Origin of the sequence: Flavobacterium tructae, assembly GCF_001853485.1 — a bacterium.
Lineage (GTDB): Bacteria > Bacteroidota > Bacteroidia > Flavobacteriales > Flavobacteriaceae > Flavobacterium > Flavobacterium tructae.
On sequence record NZ_MIKE01000022.1, the window covers coordinates 518,918 to 536,218 of the forward strand.

The following is a 17,301-nucleotide window of genomic DNA, read 5'->3' on the forward strand; positions in this document are numbered from 1 at the left end:
TCCCAGTACTGAGAACGTCTTTCGAAAATATATATACTAATTCTAAAAATACTTTTTTATGCTTTAGCGTATGCATCATCATGCACACTGGCTACAGCTCTTCCTGAAGGGTCATTCATGTTTTTGAAAGCCTCATCCCATTCTAAAGCAATTTTTGTACTACACGCTACACTTGCTTCCTGAGGTACGCATAATGCAGCGGCATCACTTGGAAAATGTTCTGCAAAAATAGAACGATAGTAATATTCTTCTTTAGACGTTGGTGTCTGCAATGGGAACTTATACTTTGCATTGGCCAATTGTTCATCTGAAACTTCTTGGGCTACCACTTCTTTCAAAGTATCAATCCAGCTGTATCCAACACCGTCTGAAAATTGTTCTTTTTGTCTCCAGGCAACACTTTCAGGTAACATGTCTTCAAATGCTTTACGAACGACCCATTTTTCCATTGGATGCTCTTTGTTGATCATTTTATCTTGTGGGTTGATTCTCATGGCAACATCCATAAATTCTTTATCCAAAAACGGAACACGTCCTTCAATTCCCCAGGCTGCTAAACTCTTATTGGCACGTAAACAATCGTACATGTGTAATTTACCTAATTTACGAACGTTTTCTTCGTGGAATTCTCTCGCGTTTGGTGCTTTATGGAAATACAGATACCCTCCGAACAATTCGTCTGCTCCTTCTCCTGACAATACCATTTTGATTCCCATTGATTTGATCACTCTCGCCATTAACCACATGGGTGTCGAGGCTCTAACGGTTGTTACATCATAAGTTTCTAAGTTGTAAATCACGTCACGAACAGCGTCCAATCCTTCCTGAATGGTAAATTTAATTTCATGATGAATGGTTCCGATGTGTTTTGCAACAACCTGCGCTGCTGCTAAATCAGGTGATCCTTCTAAACCCACTGAAAAAGAGTGCAATTGCGGATACCACGCATCTGTTGTATCATCTGACTCGATACGTTTTTGTGCAAATTTTTTGGCTACAGCCGAAGTAATAGACGAGTCCAAACCTCCTGAAAGTAAAACTCCGTAAGGAACATCACTCATTAATTGTCTGTGAACTGCTGCTTCAAGCGCTTTTTTGATTTCAGGAATACTGGTTTCATTGTCTTTTACAGCTTCATATTCTGTCCAGTCTCTTTTGTACCATTGTACAAATTCGCCATCTTTACTGGTCATATAATGTCCCGGAGGAAACAGTTGGATTTTTGTACAGTACCCTTCCAAAGCTTTTAATTCAGAAGCAACATAGAACGTTCCGTGCTGGTCCCAACCAATGTACAATGGAATAATTCCCATGTGATCACGAGCTATAAAATACTCATCTTTCTCTACATCATAGATTGCAAATCCAAAGATTCCATTCATTTCATCTACAAAATGAGGTCCTTTTTCTCTGTAAAGTGCTAAGATTACTTCACAGTCACTTTCGGTCTGAAAGTTGTATTTTCCCTGAAATTGTTTACGTAATTCTCTGTGGTTATAAATTTCACCGTTTGCAGCCAAAACCAGTTTTTTATCTTCGGTAAATAATGGCTGTTTTCCTGAGGCCGGATCTACAATCGCCAAACGCTCGTGTGATAAAATTGCTTTATCATTACTATATATTCCACTCCAGTCCGGTCCGCGGTGACGGATAATTTTAGACATTTCCAAAACCTGAGGTCTTAAAGTCTCAGCTTTTTGCTTTAGATCAAAGGCGCATACGATTCCACACATAACTATATATTTTTAATTATAAAATTTTAACTTGATGAAGCAAAGATGCGATATCAGTTACAATTGAAAAACACATGAGTTATTTTTAATTACAATTTAAAATCAAAAATCGATTTTTACATACAAAACATAAAATTTAAGCATTTAAAAAAGCCTCAAACTTAAAAATTTCAATTTTAAGCTTCATAAAAGAAAAAAAAGCAAACTAACAGAAAAATATTTAAGTTAAATCACAGCAAATATCAGAATCATTAACAGATTCTCAAAGGGAAGAATAAATACTGTTCTGAAATTATTGTTTCAATCAATCCCGAAGTTTAGGAAGAAATTATCTAAAGATTGATAAACTTTATATTGATCGTTCCTAAGGAACTTATTAATTGGTATTCATGCCTCTTCAACGGATTAAAATCCGTTGCTACAAAATAAACCGTTCCTCCGGAACTTGTATATAAAAGCCTTGATCTTTACATATATTGTAACAACGGATTTCAATCTATTGAAAAAAGTAATTAACAATACCTAATTTCTAAAGAGCAAGGTATAAGAGCCTTGGGCTCGACATATATTGTAGCAACGGATTTTAATCCGTTGAAAAAAAATCATCAAAGCAAAGTTCCGGAGGAACGACACATTTAGATTTAAAAAATTAAGCAAAAAAAAACAGCCCCAAACAAAGAGAAGCTGCATATTAAATAAAGAGAATCCATTTAACTAATTTCCTGAATTAGATATTTCGTTCCGTTAATTTCAAAAGTAAACCCCACTTGATTTCCCATCAAGTGTGCTCCCAAAGGAGATTGAGGTGAAAGCGCAATAACATTTGTACCTTCAATATTAATTTTAGGAAGTGCCACACTTACATACAAAAAGATTCCATTGGTTTTTACCAAACTTCCCGAAATGATATTTTCGGTTGTTTTTGAAGCATCAATTTTGTCTAAAACTGCTTTTTGAGTCATTGCTTCTTTCAATTTATTCGTCAATTTTTCCTGTTCGATATGCATCATAGACAAAGCAGTTTCATGTTTGTCTCCGGCAGAACCTTTGGCATCGTTTTTAGAATCTTCGGTCAGAGCCGAAATCATGTCTCTAAAAACGTCAATTCGATCCTGAACCATTTGCTGGTAATGTGTATGTATTTTTTGTTTGAAAGTCATTTTTTTTGAGGTACTGAGGTTCTGAGTTGCAAAGGTGCAAAGGTTAAAATTAGAAATGAAAAAAAATACGCTTAACCTATTATTTCATCAGGAATCCATCCTTCATCATTATTTATAATTTTTCTTACCCAAGTCCAGCCGTTCAAACTCTTAATTTTTAGAATCTCATCGTCTTTGTCAACGTCGAGTTCTTTTGCAGTGTAATATTCTAAAACTTTAGCCTCTTTATTATCCTCAGAAATTTCAAGTATCTGAATGGGTACCCAGCCTCCATTAATTCCGTTATCTGCCCAAATCCACCCTTTCCACTTTTCTTCTGTTTCCTCTTCTCCTAATTTTACAATCTCACCCTTATCGAGAGTAATAGGATTTTCATATTGTGTTTTATAGGTTTCAAGAATTTTAAATACTTCTGTCATTATACAGCTCTTTTAATGAAATGAGTTTTTTTGGAGGTACTGAGGTTCTAAGTTGCAAAGGTGCAAAGTTTTTTTCTCTTTGTTTTATTTTTTATTCAAAGAAAGCCGATGGATAAACTACTTTTCCGCTTACTCCTGACAATCCATTTTCGGTTAAAGGAATCACCATACAATTTTCTGCCGGAACATCGAAAGGCATTTCGATATTGTATTTTTCACAAAGTTCATAACCAAATCTCGGATAATAATCAGGATGTCCTAATAAGATAACTGATTTAAATCCTAATTCTTTCGCGACTTCATGAGCGTACACGATAAGTTTCGAACCAATTCCCTTTCCTTGAAATTTTGGTAACACTGAAACGGGAGCCAATGCCAAAGATTCAAAAGATTCTGTATCGTTTTTAATTTCTAATTTCGTCAATAAGATATGTCCTGCGATTTCATTCTCCACTTCGGCAACAATAGATAATTCCGGAATAAAAGCAGCTGATTTTCTTAATCTTTCAACTAAAAACTGTTCTTTATGATCGCTGTATTCTTCTTTTTCAAAAGCTTTTTCAATTAAGTCAAAAACACTTTTGTGGTCCTTTTCATTTTCTTGTCTGAGTTTAATTTTCATCTTAATTATTTTAATTATCTGTCTATTTAACCGCAAAGCACGCAAAAGTTTTTATCATGAACGCGCTTAGCAAACGCAAAGTTCGCAAAGCTTTATGTTGAAATAGCTTTGCGAACTTTGTATTTTATCTGCGTAACGCAAAATAAAAAACTTTTGCGTGCTTTGCGGTTAAAAAAAACTTAAAAATCGAATTTGTAGTTTGCTCCAACTACTACCTGAAATCCTTGTACCGGGTAATTCAGCCATTTTTCATAGGCTTGATTCCCTATATTATTCAATTTCAGGAAACAAGTCAAACGGTCGTTGTATTTATACCCCAGATGGGCATTGGCATCAAAATAGCTTTTTAGTGTTGTAATTACCGGATCGGTTCCTAAGTTTACATTCGACTGCATGTCTTTTCGTTCTCCCACAAAGAAAACATTCAGTCCCGCATACCATTGTTTGGTGATATTTACATCCAGATTAGAACTCAATTTCATAGAAGGCAAATTCCACGCTTCTATACCGTCATATTTGTAACTATTGAAGGTTCCATTAATTCCGAAAGAAACATTTTGAGAAAAATCAGCTTTTAATTCCCCATAAAAACGGAAGGTTCTGATATCATCATAAATCACTCCAAAAGAGTTTCCAAAACCATAATTTTGATTAGAAAAATCTTCTGTGTAATCGTTACTTCTGTATAGTGCTTTATCTTTTTCATTTAAATAAGAACCGGTAAGATTGTAACTAACATTGTTGGCCAACTTTCCTTTTAAACCCGCAAAAACAGTATATTGATTGTTGGTCGGTTTCACTAAAAGTGTTGGAGATAAAAACGGATTTTCAGTCACAAAATCAGCATAGGAATTTTGATTCAAACCTCCATTTACTCCTGTATAAAAAATCATCAAATCTCCTACCAGCTTATAGGAAGCATTTACTTTTGGATAAATATAAAATTTGTTTCCGCTGTTTTCAGAATCCAAGCCATAAAACAAGCCTGCTCCCAACTCCAGTGTCCAATCATTTTCTAACATTACAAAGCTTGGTTCAATTCCAAAATTAGTCAGACTGTATTTCAAAGGCTTTGTATTATCATACGCATAATTATGTTCGAAAGATCCGCTTACGTGATCTACAATAATATTGGTATTGATAGCCTGGTCCATTATATCTACCTTAAAAGAAGGTTTTACATAAAAACGGTTTTCTGATGACGAAAAACTATCTGAAAAATGCGTAAACTTAGTCGAAATCTTACTGAAAACACCTTCTGCAAAAGCTACGTTACCGCCTAAAGAAATGGTATTATATGAATGATTTGGATTAATTCCTCTTATTAAATCATCACGCATCTGTCCCGCTAAAGTTGACCCAAAATCAGCCGGTAAACCGTACCAGTTGTACAATTGATTCTGATAGCCCAAATCGACATTCCATGACATATCACGATTGTTTACCCCATATCCTACATTCAGTGCTGTATCATAAAACTCATCGTTTAATTCTACACCTTTAATTCCTCCCTGAGAAGAATGGTGACGAAACATACCTGCCACATAATCGTTGTTTCCTAAATCCTGATTGACAAACAATTCAGCGTTTAAAGTTCCGTAATTCCCTACTCCAAGCGTAGCATAATTGTTAAATAATTTTTCTTTTTTAGATTTCTCAACACCTTCCGCTTTTCCTTTTGAAGGCGTAAAGGTAGAGGCTACAGGAACAGATAAAATACTGTACTTTATCGTTTCTTTGGGCTGATTACCGCTATCGTCAAGCGAAGGAGTTTCCTTTACTTTGAAAGCATCTGAAATCGTTGGCGAATAGGGCTTTACTACGTTTACAGTTTCTGTACCGATTGTTTCATTCTTCTTTTGCGAAAACGAAAGCTGGACAACAAACATTACTAGTAAAATGATGATTTTATTCTGGCAATTAATTTTCATATATCTTTTTTTTGAGAGTAAAGGGAATAGAATAAAGAGTATCGACTTCCCTCCTTTTCTAAATTTTCTTTTTACTCTATAATCCTACCTTCTTTATTCTATTCTCTTTACTCTTTACTCTTTACTCTTTACTTTTAAACTTCCCACTCTCCTTTTGCGACAAACTGAGCTTTCCCTCCTATTTTGATATCAAATTGATTTTCGGTCAATTGCCCTTTAAAATAAATTTGAGACGGACGATTGATATAATCTCCCTGATAATTGATCATTTCAAATTGAGGCAAATGATATTTTAAAAGAAAAGCCTGTAAACAAGTACTTGCGCTTCCGGTTGCTGCATCTTCAACCAATTGATTGTGCTCGATACACAACATTCTGCTAAACAATTTTGAGTCTTCCAAATAATAAAAATATAAGGCTCTGTGAGCTGTTTTACAGTTGTTTTTCATCCATTCATCTGCTTTATCTTTATCTAAAACCAAATTTTCCAATGCTCTTTTATTGCTCAGTCCAACCATCACAAAAGCACTTCCGGTCGTTACTTCCTGAATTGGGAATTGATTCTCGAAATCTTCTTTTTTCAGATTGCTGAATAAGGTGAAATCTTCCTTTGCATAAATATCCCAAAACTTAGGCTGTGCAGCTTTTAACCAAATTAAATCTTCAGATTGATGAATCGAAATTGGCCCAATAGGAACTTCTAATGTGATATTCTCAGGGGAATTATCAAATATTTTGTTGATTAAAACCCATGAAGTTCCAATTATAGGATGTCCTGCAAACTGCATTTCATGAACAGGAGTAAATATTCTGATCTCTGCTTTGTTTTTTTCTCTGTCAAGCTTTGTTATAAATGTGCTTTCTGCAAAATTAATCTCACGTGCCATCTGCTGCATTTCTTCAGTACTTAGATTCTCTGCTTCCGTAAAAACGGCTAACTGATTTCCTGTATATTTTTTATCGGCAAAAACATCAACTATATAAAATGGTAAACTCATAAACTATTTCTTTTTTTTATTTAGATGAAAGAGTCAAGATACAAGACTTCTATTCTATCTTCTTGCATCTTTACTCGTGCATCTTTACTCTTGCATCTATTCCCTTTTCTCTTTAAAACACTTACTTCGTGATCGACGAATTTGTTTTCGACTCTTCCAGTTTTATGGCACTTAACTCTTTCTTAGCTTCTTCAACAACATCCGGATAATCGGTAAAATTGTTAATGACATTGTCTAAAATATAAGTTGCCTGATAACTGTCTTTTAATCCGTAAAAATTCTTTGCCATTAGCACCAAACTTTTCGCTCCGTAATATTTGTAAGCCGAATAGTTTTTAGCCAGCTTTTGTACTGAAACATTAGACGCATCAAATTTTCCTTCTTTGGTTTTAAAATAAGCATCATAGTACAAGGCTTCCGCTGCTAATTCTCCTTTCGAAGTTGCCGATAATTTAGCATAGGCCGTTTTGGCCTTGTCTTCGTTTCCGGTTTGCATTGCTGCACGTGCCACGATAATTTGTGCATCGGCCTTTACATTTGCATCGGCTTTTGCGTTTTGCAATACTTTATCAGCATACACTACAGAATTGTCATAATCTTTTTTGTCATAGTAACATTTCATCAGGTTGGCCTGTGCAAAGTTTTTATTCTGAGGAAAATCAGCTTCGTTTTCTAAACGTACTAAAACCGGAATCGATTGATCACAATCTTTTGCTTTAAGGAAAATCTGTGCAAGTCTGCTCAACGATTGCTCCGTAAATTCACTTCTTGGCTGATCAGTCACATACTGATAATTTGCCACTGATTTTGTTTCTGACCCTTCGGCAAAATACAATTGTGCTAAATAAAAGTTGGCTTCCAACGCATGCATTCCTTTTGGAAATTTGTTCACATAACCTGTAAAACCTGTTATGGCTTGCTTACTGTTGTTCTGACTATATTGTTTGAAAGCCGCATCATAAGTATCATTATCCAGCTCGGCATCAGTTACCGCCACAAAATCTAAGGTACGTACCCAGGTCGCATATTCATCCACCTTTCCTGAGTCGACATAAATCAATCTGGCTGTCGAAACGGCTTCTAAAGCTTCGGGAGTTTTAGGAAACTCTGCTGCTACTTTTTTAAACTTCACCAAAGCCTGATCATCACGATCTGAATTGTAATAAATCAATCCTTGCTTTAAAATGGCTTTCGAAGTAAACGAACCGTTTTTAAATTCTGAAATCAACTGATCATAAGTTTTAAGTGCCTGGTCGTTCTTTTTCTCCGCAACATAAGTGTTCCCTAATTCGTATAAAGCATCATCGCGATAAGACGACTTTTTATACATTTGAAGGAAATGGCTCAACTCCTCGGCTTTTTTATCATTTTTAGACATAAATCCGTAAGAAATTGCTTTTTGAAACTGCGCATAATCGGCGTCAACACCTTTTGCTTCAATGGCTTTGGAGTACGCTTCATTTGCCGCACTGTACTTCGAACTCACAAATCGGCAATCGCCCAAACGCAAATACGAATCGTTCAAACGTACTTTATCTTCTTTCGAATTGTCAATTTGTGCCTGAAAAGAATTCCCTGCCTGATCGTATTCTTTTTGTTTAAAATAAGCATAACCAATATTATAATTGATGTTTTTATACTCATTAGTAGTTTTTGCCTCAGCTAATCCTGCAAATTGCTTGTAGCTTAGTAAAGCATTCTGAAAATCATCGGTCATATATTCCGTTTCGGCTTTCCAAAAAGTCGCACGGGCCGTAAATTCAGGAGTCTTTTGTTCGCTGACAGCATTTTTGAACATTTTCCCTGCCTCGGGATAATTAGATTCATTGTACAATTCTACACCTCTGTAAAAAAGTACTTTTTGATAAGCCGCTTTATTCTCTGCCGACCTGTTTTTTTCTAATAACGAAAGTGCTTCTTTGTAGTTTTTTGAAGAAATATAAGAATCAACCAATAATTTTTCTACTTCAGATCTGCTTGAATTATTTGGATATTTCTTTAAAAAATCGAGCAAAATTCCCGGTACAGTTTGATAGGCATTCCCAATTTCATAACTCAGTTTTGCATAATTTAATGCTGCGTCTTCCTGAATTTGCGCATTAAAATCCATTTCAGAAGCATTTTTAAACGCATTTAAAGCTTCCTGCTTTTTACCTGTATTTAAATATGCTAAACCTAAATGATAATAGGCATTTTGAGCTACAAAATCTTTTCCTTCAATAATTTTATTGAATTGGGAAATTGCTTTTTCATACTCTTTTTGTTCGTAATATGCATATCCCAATTGATAAAAATCGGTGTTATTCCACTTTCCTTTTTTACCGGCATATTGCTCTAAAAACGGAATTGCTTTACCATATTGCTTTAAATTGAAATAACTTTCTCCAATAATTTTATTCAGTTCTGACTTTTCCAAATCATTCGATTTACTCATGGCTTTTTGCCCCAAATCAATTGCTTTTTGGAAACTCCCCAACTTAAAATTCATGTCGGCCTGATAATACGAAAGCTTTTCTTTGTACTTTTCTTCGCCTGAAACTTCATCAAAATATTTCGTTGCTTCTTTATAATCATCACCTTCATACGCCATAAATCCCAAATAATATTTGGCCTGAGAACCAAAATCAGCAGAATTTACCACTTTGTTAAAATAAGTAGTTGCTTCCTTTTTCTTTTTAGCGCTGAAATAACTGTATCCTTTTTGAAAATTAAATTTATCTGAGTCTGATTTGCTCATGTAACTTTCGTCTACTTTATCAAACCATTGCAACGCTTTCGGGTAATTTCCCTGCTCAAAAAAATACTGAGCCACTTCAATATACGCCTGATTTTGCTTTGTACTTGTCGGATAATCGTGTACAAATTTCTCCATCAGAGCATCAGCATTTACTTTATTCGTTCGAATGGCGCAATTAGCAATATAATAAGCACAATCAGATTGAACTTCCTCAGTTGTTGCATTATTTTTTACATATTCGAAAATAAGTTGAGCCGAAGCATATTGTTTATCATTGTATAAAGCCAGTGCTTTGTCAAAATCCTTTAAGTCGTAAGTATAAATAGCTGATTTTTGTGCCGAAACTATGGTTGAGAAAAGGATAATTGGGAGTAAAAAGAACCAGGAAAGTTTACGCATTTTAATTATATTTAGTATTCAAATGTATCATTTTATACCGTTTATAACGAAACGTTCCTTGAATTTATTATGAATAAATATTTTAATCGCAATTATTAAACTACATAGTAAACGCCAAAAGATTGGTTCTCAAACTTTACAGAAATATTTTTCTGTTTTACAATTGAAACAACGATTCTGTTATGTTTGACACAGATTTCACCCCTTTTCACAGATTGAAAAATTAACTTTAGCACAAGGAATAAAATCATTCTAATTCTTTAATCTGTGGCTGTTTTTTTGAAATTCCTCACAGAAATGATTAAAATTTATTTTGAATCCAAGCGTTATCTTATTACTTTTACCATTCAAATTAATTTTATTATGTCGCAAACCGTACTGTCTCTTAAAGAAGTCACTATATATCAGGAAGGAAAGAAAATTTTATCTCATATTAATTTAGATGTTCAGCATGGTGAATTTATCTATATAATTGGAAAAACAGGTTCCGGAAAGAGTAGTTTCATGAAAACGCTTTATGGTGATTTGCCTTTAACTGAGGGTGAAGGACATATCGTTGAATTTGATCTGGCGACTTTAAAAGAAAGTGAAATCCCTTATTTGAGACGTAAAATCGGAATTGTGTTTCAGGATTTTAAGTTACTTCCGGACCGTTCGGTAAAAGACAATATGCTTTTTGTTTTAAAAGCTACCGGCTGGTCTGAAAAAGAAGCGATGGAGCATAAAATCGATGAAGTTTTGGATAAAGTAGGCATGAAAGAATTCCTAAACAAAATGCCACATCAACTTTCAGGCGGTGAACAACAGCGTGTTGCCATAGCAAGAGCGTTATTAAACGATCCTGAATTTATCTTAGCCGATGAGCCAACCGGAAATCTTGATCCGCAAACCAGCTCAGAGGTTCTTGAAGTACTTAAAAAAATCAACGCCAACGGTAAAACTGTGATCATGGTAACCCACGATTATGCTTTACTGATGAAATTCCCGTCTAAAACCCTAAAATGTGAAGACGAAAGAATTTTTGAAGTAGTACAACGCAGCGTATAGTGCTTTCTATTTTAATTCCGGTTTATAATTATGATGTTGTTTCCTTAGTTAGAAAACTTCATGAACAAGCCGTGGAGTTAAATATCTCTTTTGAAATTATTTGTCTGGACGATGCCTCAAATCTTTTTACAAATGAAAATCAACAAATTAATCAATTTCACAATGGTTCATTTTTTATACTAGAGAAAAACATTGGAAGGAGTGCTATCCGAAACTTGTTAGCAGAAAAAGCTGCTTATCAAAATTTACTGTTTCTCGATGCTGATACATTTCCTGTTCATGAGAATTTTCTTTTGAACTATATTTCAAAAATAGATAATCGCGAGAAAATTATTTATGGCGGTATTTTATATGAAAAATCAAAGCCTTCCAAAGAAAAACTTCTACGATGGATTTATGGCGCAAAAAGGGAGGCCTTAAGTGTTTTTGATCGAGAAAAAAATGTGCATCTTTCTTTCTTGACTCTAAACTTTTTAATTCAGAAAAGTATCTTTTCTAAAGTCAATTTTAACGAAAGCATTCCAAATCTCAGACACGAGGACACATTGTTTTCATACGATTTAATGCAAAATGAAATTGACATTGTTCATATTGAAAATCCGGTTTATCATTTAGGAATTGAAAACAGTAGCACTTTTTTGATAAAATCAGAAGAAGCCGTTTTAGGATTAAAAAATCTAGTAGATTCAGATTTAATTTCTAAAGATTATGTAAAACTTTCTCATTATTTTCAAATCTTAAAAAAGTTCCGTCTTCAATTTTTAGTTTCTTTTGCCTTTAAAATCTTAAAACCTTTATTCAAAAAACAGCTTTTGGGTAAAAATCCTTCTCTTTTTCTTTTTGATCTTTATCGATTAGGGTATTATTGTAGTATAAATTAAGCTTTTACAATTGAGTCAAATAATTCATTCCACTGTTTCATAATAGAATGTAAATTATACTTTTCTACACTTTTTATTGCTTTCTCACTCATTCTCAATCGTAAGTCTTTATCTTCTATCAAAAGGCTTAACTTTTCAACATAAGAGCCCTGATTGCCGTCTTCTATAAGAAATCCATTTTTATTATTTTCTATAATTGCCTTTGGTCCAACCGGGCAATCATACGCTACGCAAGGCAAGCCACAAGCCATCGCTTCAATCAATACCATTGGTAGTGCTTCATTTCTGGAAGTCATTACAAATATTGATGATTCTGTGTACTTTTGTTGAATATTTTCGACCGGATTACAAAAAACTACACGCTCTTCAATTTTTAACTTTCTTGCTAAATTTCGCAATTCTAAAGCTTCATTTTCTTTGCCATAAATTTCTAATATCCAATCCGGATGCTTTTGTGCAATTAATTTCCATATCTGAAGTAATCTGTCAATTCCCTTTTCATGCGAATGTCTTGCGACGGCGATAACTTTTTTTGCTTTTAGATCTGAAAAGGATTCCCTTTCGATCCATAACGGATTAGAAATTACATGACTGTTTTTAACAGACCATTCACTCAAACTTTCTTGTGATAATGCTATAAAAAGCATAAATTGAGAAGCACAGTAATTTCGGTACTCATATTTAAACTTGCTTATAAATCTAAAAGGACTATTACTCCTGTATTCATTAAACCTGGAACCATGTGCCTCAAAAACAATAGGGACTTTTGTGTTTATGAGTAATGGTATTGAAAATGATTTTAAGGCAAAATCACAAACTATAATACAATCGGGCTGTATTCTTTTTATATACTCTTCTATTTTTTTTTTATATTGTAACAGGTTAAATGCTTTATTACTTTTTAAAGATATATCGTAAAAATCAATTCGCTTATTAAACTCAAAAAAAAGATTTTCATTCCCTTCATTTTGAGTAACAATACTAACTTCATAGCCAAATTTTTCAATCAAATAATTAGTTTTTACCGCAAGTACTCTTTGTACCCCTCCTTCTTCGTTTGCTCTTTGAGTAATGTAGAGTAGTTTCATTTCTTTGATATCAAAAAATCATCGTAATTCCTTATGTAATCATCTTCTTCAAAAAATTCCGAAGCTAAAACCAAGCATACTGCTCCAGACGAAAAATTTTCGAGCTCACGCCATATATTATTCGTAATTAACAAACCCTTATCCGGCTTATTTAAAAGTACTGTTTTTTCAGTTTCCCCATCTTTTAAGACCACATCGAAACTCCCTGAAATTGCAATTAAAATTTGCTGTAGCTTTTTATGAGAATGACCTCCCCTTTTAGAAGAACTTGGAATATCGTATAAATAATAAACTCTTTTAATCGCGAACGGAATTGTATTCTTTTCAATTACCGCAATATTACCTAAGATATTTTCAATTTTTGGAAAATCAATCATTACTATATCCATACTTGTACTATCAGCTTTATATTTTATTAGGTAATATTATTATCGATTTCTTATTTTCGTATCAAATATATAACTCTTTAAAAATAATGCAAGATAAATTATTAGTTACAGTTATTTGCTTGTGCTATAACCACGAACATTTTGTGGCGGAGAGTTTATTTTCTGTGATGCTACAGGATTATCCGTTTATTGAATTAATAATTATTGATGACTGTAGTAATGACGATTCTAAAAAGGTAATAAAAAATTGGCTTTTGGATTATCCTAAAGTAAAATTCATTACTAATAAAAGGAACTTAGGAATCACAAAATCATTTAATATGGCACTAAAATTGGCTAAAGGAGATTATATCATTGATTTGGCTGCAGATGACGTTTTAGTTCCAAATTGTATTTCTTTGCAAATTGAAACTTTTAAGAAAAGTACTTTTACAAATCTTGGTATTGTATACGGAAATGCTGAACTGATTACAGAAAAAGGTGAATTTGATTCTTATTACTTCCCTGTAGATCATAATCACAAAACTATTAAAAAAAAACAAAATGGCGATGTCTACAAGAGTGTTCTCTCAGGTTTAGATAGTATTTGTTCTGTTTCTTCCATGACAAAAAAAACAGTTTACGATTCATTAAATGGATATGATGAAACACTTGCTTATGAAGATTTAGATTTTTGGATTAGAGCCTCCCGTGTCTATGAATTTGACTTTATTGATGAAATTTTGGTAAAAAAAAGAATCTCAGAGAATTCATTGACTTCTAGTTTCTATGACAATAAAAAATTAGCATTTCGAAAAATGAATCTCTCTACTTATTTGATTCTAAAAAAAGCCATTCATTTAAACAGAACTAAAAAAGAAGATCTTGCAGTTCAGAAAAGAGTACATCATGAAATTGTACATACTTTTCAAATCAAAGATTATAATTTATTATTTAAAAACTTCAGCTTACGATTCTGGTTATTCTGGAGGACCACTTTTAAAAAGTATTGAAAAATAAGTGAAAGGCTTTTTTAAAACTGTAAATTTTATACTTCTCCAACATGGTAAAACTAATTGTATTCAATGGGAATTATTGTATCTCAAAATTTTAAAAGTCTACTTTTTAAACTCAAAAATAATTGCCAGACTTCCTTTAATTCCTCTAACTTCAATAAATAGGAAATAAATAAATAGGTTACTCCTCCAAGTACAACTCCAAGAAACAATTGCAATATTAGATTATCCACGAAACAAGTCATCGCATATACCGAAATTGCCATTCCAAAAGCTGCTATAAAAAAAGGAACCATGTCTTTTAGTTGTTTTATCGCTCCATATCCATAAAATTTACCCGGTAAATAGGCATTTATAATGAACGATAATGCTGAAGTAATAACATGACCAATTACGATAGCTTTTACGCCTAATGGAATTGTGATTATCATCGCTAATATTGTTAAAGGTAATTTTGACAAATCTACTTTTAAAAATAAATCTGAACGACCAACTGCGTTTAATAAATTCATATTAATTGCACTCATAGGGAGAAAAATACGTGCAAAAACCATCCACTGCAAAAGTGGAATCAGAGAAATCCATTTTTCTGTAAGCAATACTATCACAATTGGTTTTGCCAATAAAGCAATAATTGTCATTAATGGAATAATAAAAAAAGCTGACATACGAATCATTCTGCTATAAATAGAAACCAGTCTTTCTCTATCATTTTGAACGGTGGCAAGAACAGGAAAAGTAGCTTGCTGAACGATGCTAACAATGATTCCTGCTGATAAATCGGCAAAACTTTTAGCTCTTGTATAATGTCCTAATGATGCAGGAGCATAAAATTTTCCTAAGCAAATATTATAGGTATTATTTAGGATTTGAGCATACAAACCGGCCATTAACAACTTTGAGCCGTAACCAAATAATGATGTGAATGACTTTTTTGAAAAGACAACAGAAGGAGTCCAGTTTCCTAAAAACCACAAAGATAAAGACGTACTAAAAGTTCCGACAAGCATTTGAATAACCAACGCCCAGACTCCATAACCGCTTATTGCCGCCGTTACTCCACACACTCCTCCGGCAATCATGCCAATTACATTACTTTTGGCCAGGGATTTAAAATCAATTGCAATTGTTAATTTTGTTCGTTGAACTACTGCAAAAGCATTTAAAATCAGGATTAAACCTAATACCCGAAGTAAATCAATTAATTTTGGCTGATTAAAAAATGATGCTATGTAAGGAGCCGAGAAAAATAACAGTGCGTAGAAAAAAACACTAACCGCTAAATTAAAAACAAACACAGTCGAAAAATCAATATGGGTTCTGTTCTGACGCTGAATCAAACCTGTTCCTAAACCACTTTCTACAAAAGTCTGTGACAAGGCTATAAAAATGGTTAACATCCCTATTACTCCAAAATCTTCCGGCAGCAAAATTCGAGCAAGTACTATACCTACAATAAATTGCCCAAACTGAATGGCAAATTTATCAACTGCTGACCAGACAACTCCTTTTATTGCAGTTGATTTTAAAGAGGTATCGTGCATGTATAAAAATAAATTTTAATTAAATTCCAATTCAAAATTATTCAAAAATTTGACTTTCGAGGTATTTCATAATGTTTTCGGATGCGGTTGAATTATTTTTAGGAATTAGAGTATTTTGTACAAAATCGCAACGTTTATCTTTCATCCAATCATTCCCGTTAAGGACAACATTCTCAATAAAATCAATCACTTCTTTTTTGTTTCTCGACTGATAATGTGCTGTTATCGCTTCATTGCCAAAAGTACTCCAATAATCCATAATTGATTCATCCCGAATCATAAAAAGCGATGGTTTTCCTGTAATAAGATATTCTGCCATAAAAGAACCACTATCATGTATGAGTGCATCTGATGTTAAAAAAAGATCGATATAATAACCGTCACCAAACTGACCATTTTCAAGGTTTATCCATTTACCGAAATAATTATCGGTTTTTTCTTTACCCCAATTCGGATCATTTTCCAATTTAACTCTTAATAAAGGATGGGGATTGAATGTAATCTGTAATTTATCCTTATAACTAGTGGCTAATTCTAAAAAGAAATCATAATACTCCAAAAAATTAGATACTTTGCTTAACTCGTTCATTAAATGATGCGGCGTCCATATAATTCTTTTTAAAGCAGGATCCTTATTTTTCCAAACCTCCCTTGGCCGTTTATTTATCAAAAGAGGGTCGAATCCCGGATAACCCGTTACAACTCTATTTATTGCTTTATTCCTTTGGTTTTCGGAAGCCATTTTTTGATGAATATCCGTTTCTGAAAAAATTTTCCAAATTAAATTATGAAAATTCAGATCATAGGTAAACTCATAATTAACCGTTGGGATACTATAAGGAACATAACAGGTTAGTGTTTTGGAAAACTCTTTTATATAATACCTGTAATCCTGCAAACCCTCATAAGGATTAGTAAAAAAAACAAGATCAGGTGAAAATGTCTTTTTGATATCTAAGTATTCAGCTGTAGCGGTATCATAAGTTCTAAAAACATCATATCCTCTATTTTTAAAGGCATTATAGGCTTTATTCATTTCGAAAAGCATATTTTCCTTACCAAAATTTACAACCGGGCACACAAATATTTGAGGCTCAAACTGAGGATGTGCAAGCATTAAATCAAATAACAGATCGTATTTCCAAACCGATTCATGAGTCAGAAAAAAAGCAACTTTAACCTTTTCTTTTTTCCTTACGATTTCAAGTGCTTTTTGATGATTTTTAGGTGCCTTTCTAATTTTATACCCATCCCTTATGGCGCGCAGGTTTGTAAAATTATAGGCTTTAATCAGCGACATCCAAATTTTCTCAGGAACGTAAGGTTTAACAGCTAATTTTAATTCTCTCATTTTTTAT

14 protein-coding genes are annotated in these 17,301 nt (G+C 33.3%); 3 read left to right on the top strand and 11 right to left on the bottom strand.

From position 1 onward, the window contains the following. Nucleotides 1-56 precede the first annotated feature (56 nt). From asnB to BHE19_RS09980, 7 genes are all read right to left on the bottom strand, one after another. Nucleotides 57-1,733: an asparagine synthase B gene (gene asnB / locus BHE19_RS09950; RefSeq protein ID WP_070906979.1), complete on the bottom strand. Its 1,677-nt coding sequence runs from the start codon at nucleotides 1,731-1,733 to the stop codon at nucleotides 57-59. A gap of 710 nt (nucleotides 1,734-2,443) precedes the next feature. Next, the gene (locus BHE19_RS09955) at nucleotides 2,444-2,893 is read right to left on the bottom strand and encodes a hypothetical protein (RefSeq protein WP_070906980.1); all 450 of its coding nucleotides are present in this window, start codon (nucleotides 2,891-2,893) and stop codon (nucleotides 2,444-2,446) included. Between the two features lie 71 nt (nucleotides 2,894-2,964). After that, nucleotides 2,965-3,312 (bottom strand): SH3 domain-containing protein, encoded by a 348-nt coding sequence (locus BHE19_RS09960; protein ID WP_017495362.1) that lies wholly within the window; start codon nucleotides 3,310-3,312, stop codon nucleotides 2,965-2,967. Nucleotides 3,313-3,403: 91 nt separating this feature from the next. Further along, a complete protein-coding gene (locus tag BHE19_RS09965; protein WP_083342508.1) occupies nucleotides 3,404-3,934 on the bottom strand; it encodes a GNAT family N-acetyltransferase in 531 nt (176 codons plus the stop codon). A gap of 179 nt (nucleotides 3,935-4,113) precedes the next feature. Continuing rightward, nucleotides 4,114-5,865: a TonB-dependent receptor gene (locus BHE19_RS09970; RefSeq protein WP_070906981.1), complete on the bottom strand. Its 1,752-nt coding sequence runs from the start codon at nucleotides 5,863-5,865 to the stop codon at nucleotides 4,114-4,116. Between the two features lie 134 nt (nucleotides 5,866-5,999). Beyond that, entirely contained in the window at nucleotides 6,000-6,863 is an 864-nt protein-coding gene (locus BHE19_RS09975) for a PhzF family phenazine biosynthesis protein (RefSeq protein ID WP_070906982.1), read from the bottom strand. A gap of 121 nt (nucleotides 6,864-6,984) precedes the next feature. After that, nucleotides 6,985-9,999 carry a tetratricopeptide repeat protein gene (locus BHE19_RS09980; RefSeq protein ID WP_070906983.1) on the bottom strand — a complete coding sequence of 1,005 codons (3,015 nt, stop codon included), beginning with the start codon at nucleotides 9,997-9,999 and terminating at the stop codon, nucleotides 6,985-6,987. Between the two features lie 363 nt (nucleotides 10,000-10,362). Between BHE19_RS09980 and BHE19_RS09985 the strand changes: the two genes are divergently transcribed. Together BHE19_RS09985 and BHE19_RS09990 are read left to right on the top strand one after the other, a co-directional pair. Continuing rightward, nucleotides 10,363-11,046: a cell division ATP-binding protein FtsE gene (locus BHE19_RS09985; protein ID WP_026109865.1), complete on the top strand. Its 684-nt coding sequence runs from the start codon at nucleotides 10,363-10,365 to the stop codon at nucleotides 11,044-11,046. Continuing rightward, a complete protein-coding gene (locus BHE19_RS09990; protein ID WP_070906984.1) occupies nucleotides 11,046-11,927 on the top strand; it encodes a glycosyltransferase family 2 protein in 882 nt (293 codons plus the stop codon). Before BHE19_RS09985 ends, BHE19_RS09990 begins: the two co-directional genes overlap by 1 nt. Here BHE19_RS09990 and BHE19_RS09995 read toward each other — a convergent pair. Then, on the bottom strand, nucleotides 11,924-13,015 hold the full coding sequence (locus BHE19_RS09995) for a glycosyltransferase family 4 protein (protein ID WP_070906985.1): 1,092 nt from the start codon (nucleotides 13,013-13,015) through the stop codon (nucleotides 11,924-11,926). The two genes, BHE19_RS09990 and BHE19_RS09995, sit on opposite strands and share 4 nt — an antisense overlap. Continuing rightward, on the bottom strand, nucleotides 13,012-13,404 hold the full coding sequence (locus BHE19_RS10000) for a sugar 3,4-ketoisomerase (RefSeq protein ID WP_070906986.1): 393 nt from the start codon (nucleotides 13,402-13,404) through the stop codon (nucleotides 13,012-13,014). The genes BHE19_RS09995 and BHE19_RS10000 overlap by 4 nt, the downstream gene beginning before the upstream one ends. 86 nt (nucleotides 13,405-13,490) lie before the next feature. Here BHE19_RS10000 and BHE19_RS10005 point away from each other — a divergent pair, with 86 nt between their 5' ends. Beyond that, the gene (locus BHE19_RS10005; protein WP_070906987.1) at nucleotides 13,491-14,396 is read left to right on the top strand and encodes a glycosyltransferase; all 906 of its coding nucleotides are present in this window, start codon (nucleotides 13,491-13,493) and stop codon (nucleotides 14,394-14,396) included. Nucleotides 14,397-14,485: 89 nt separating this feature from the next. On the opposite strand, the gene BHE19_RS10010 is transcribed toward BHE19_RS10005, so the two are convergent. Together BHE19_RS10010 and BHE19_RS10015 are read right to left on the bottom strand one after the other, a co-directional pair. Further along, a complete protein-coding gene (locus BHE19_RS10010; protein WP_070906988.1) occupies nucleotides 14,486-15,943 on the bottom strand; it encodes a lipopolysaccharide biosynthesis protein in 1,458 nt (485 codons plus the stop codon). Between the two features lie 37 nt (nucleotides 15,944-15,980). After that, complete coding sequence (locus tag BHE19_RS10015) at nucleotides 15,981-17,294, bottom strand: CDP-glycerol glycerophosphotransferase family protein (protein WP_070906989.1); 1,314 nt, start codon at nucleotides 17,292-17,294, stop codon at nucleotides 15,981-15,983. Nucleotides 17,295-17,301 lie beyond the last annotated feature (7 nt).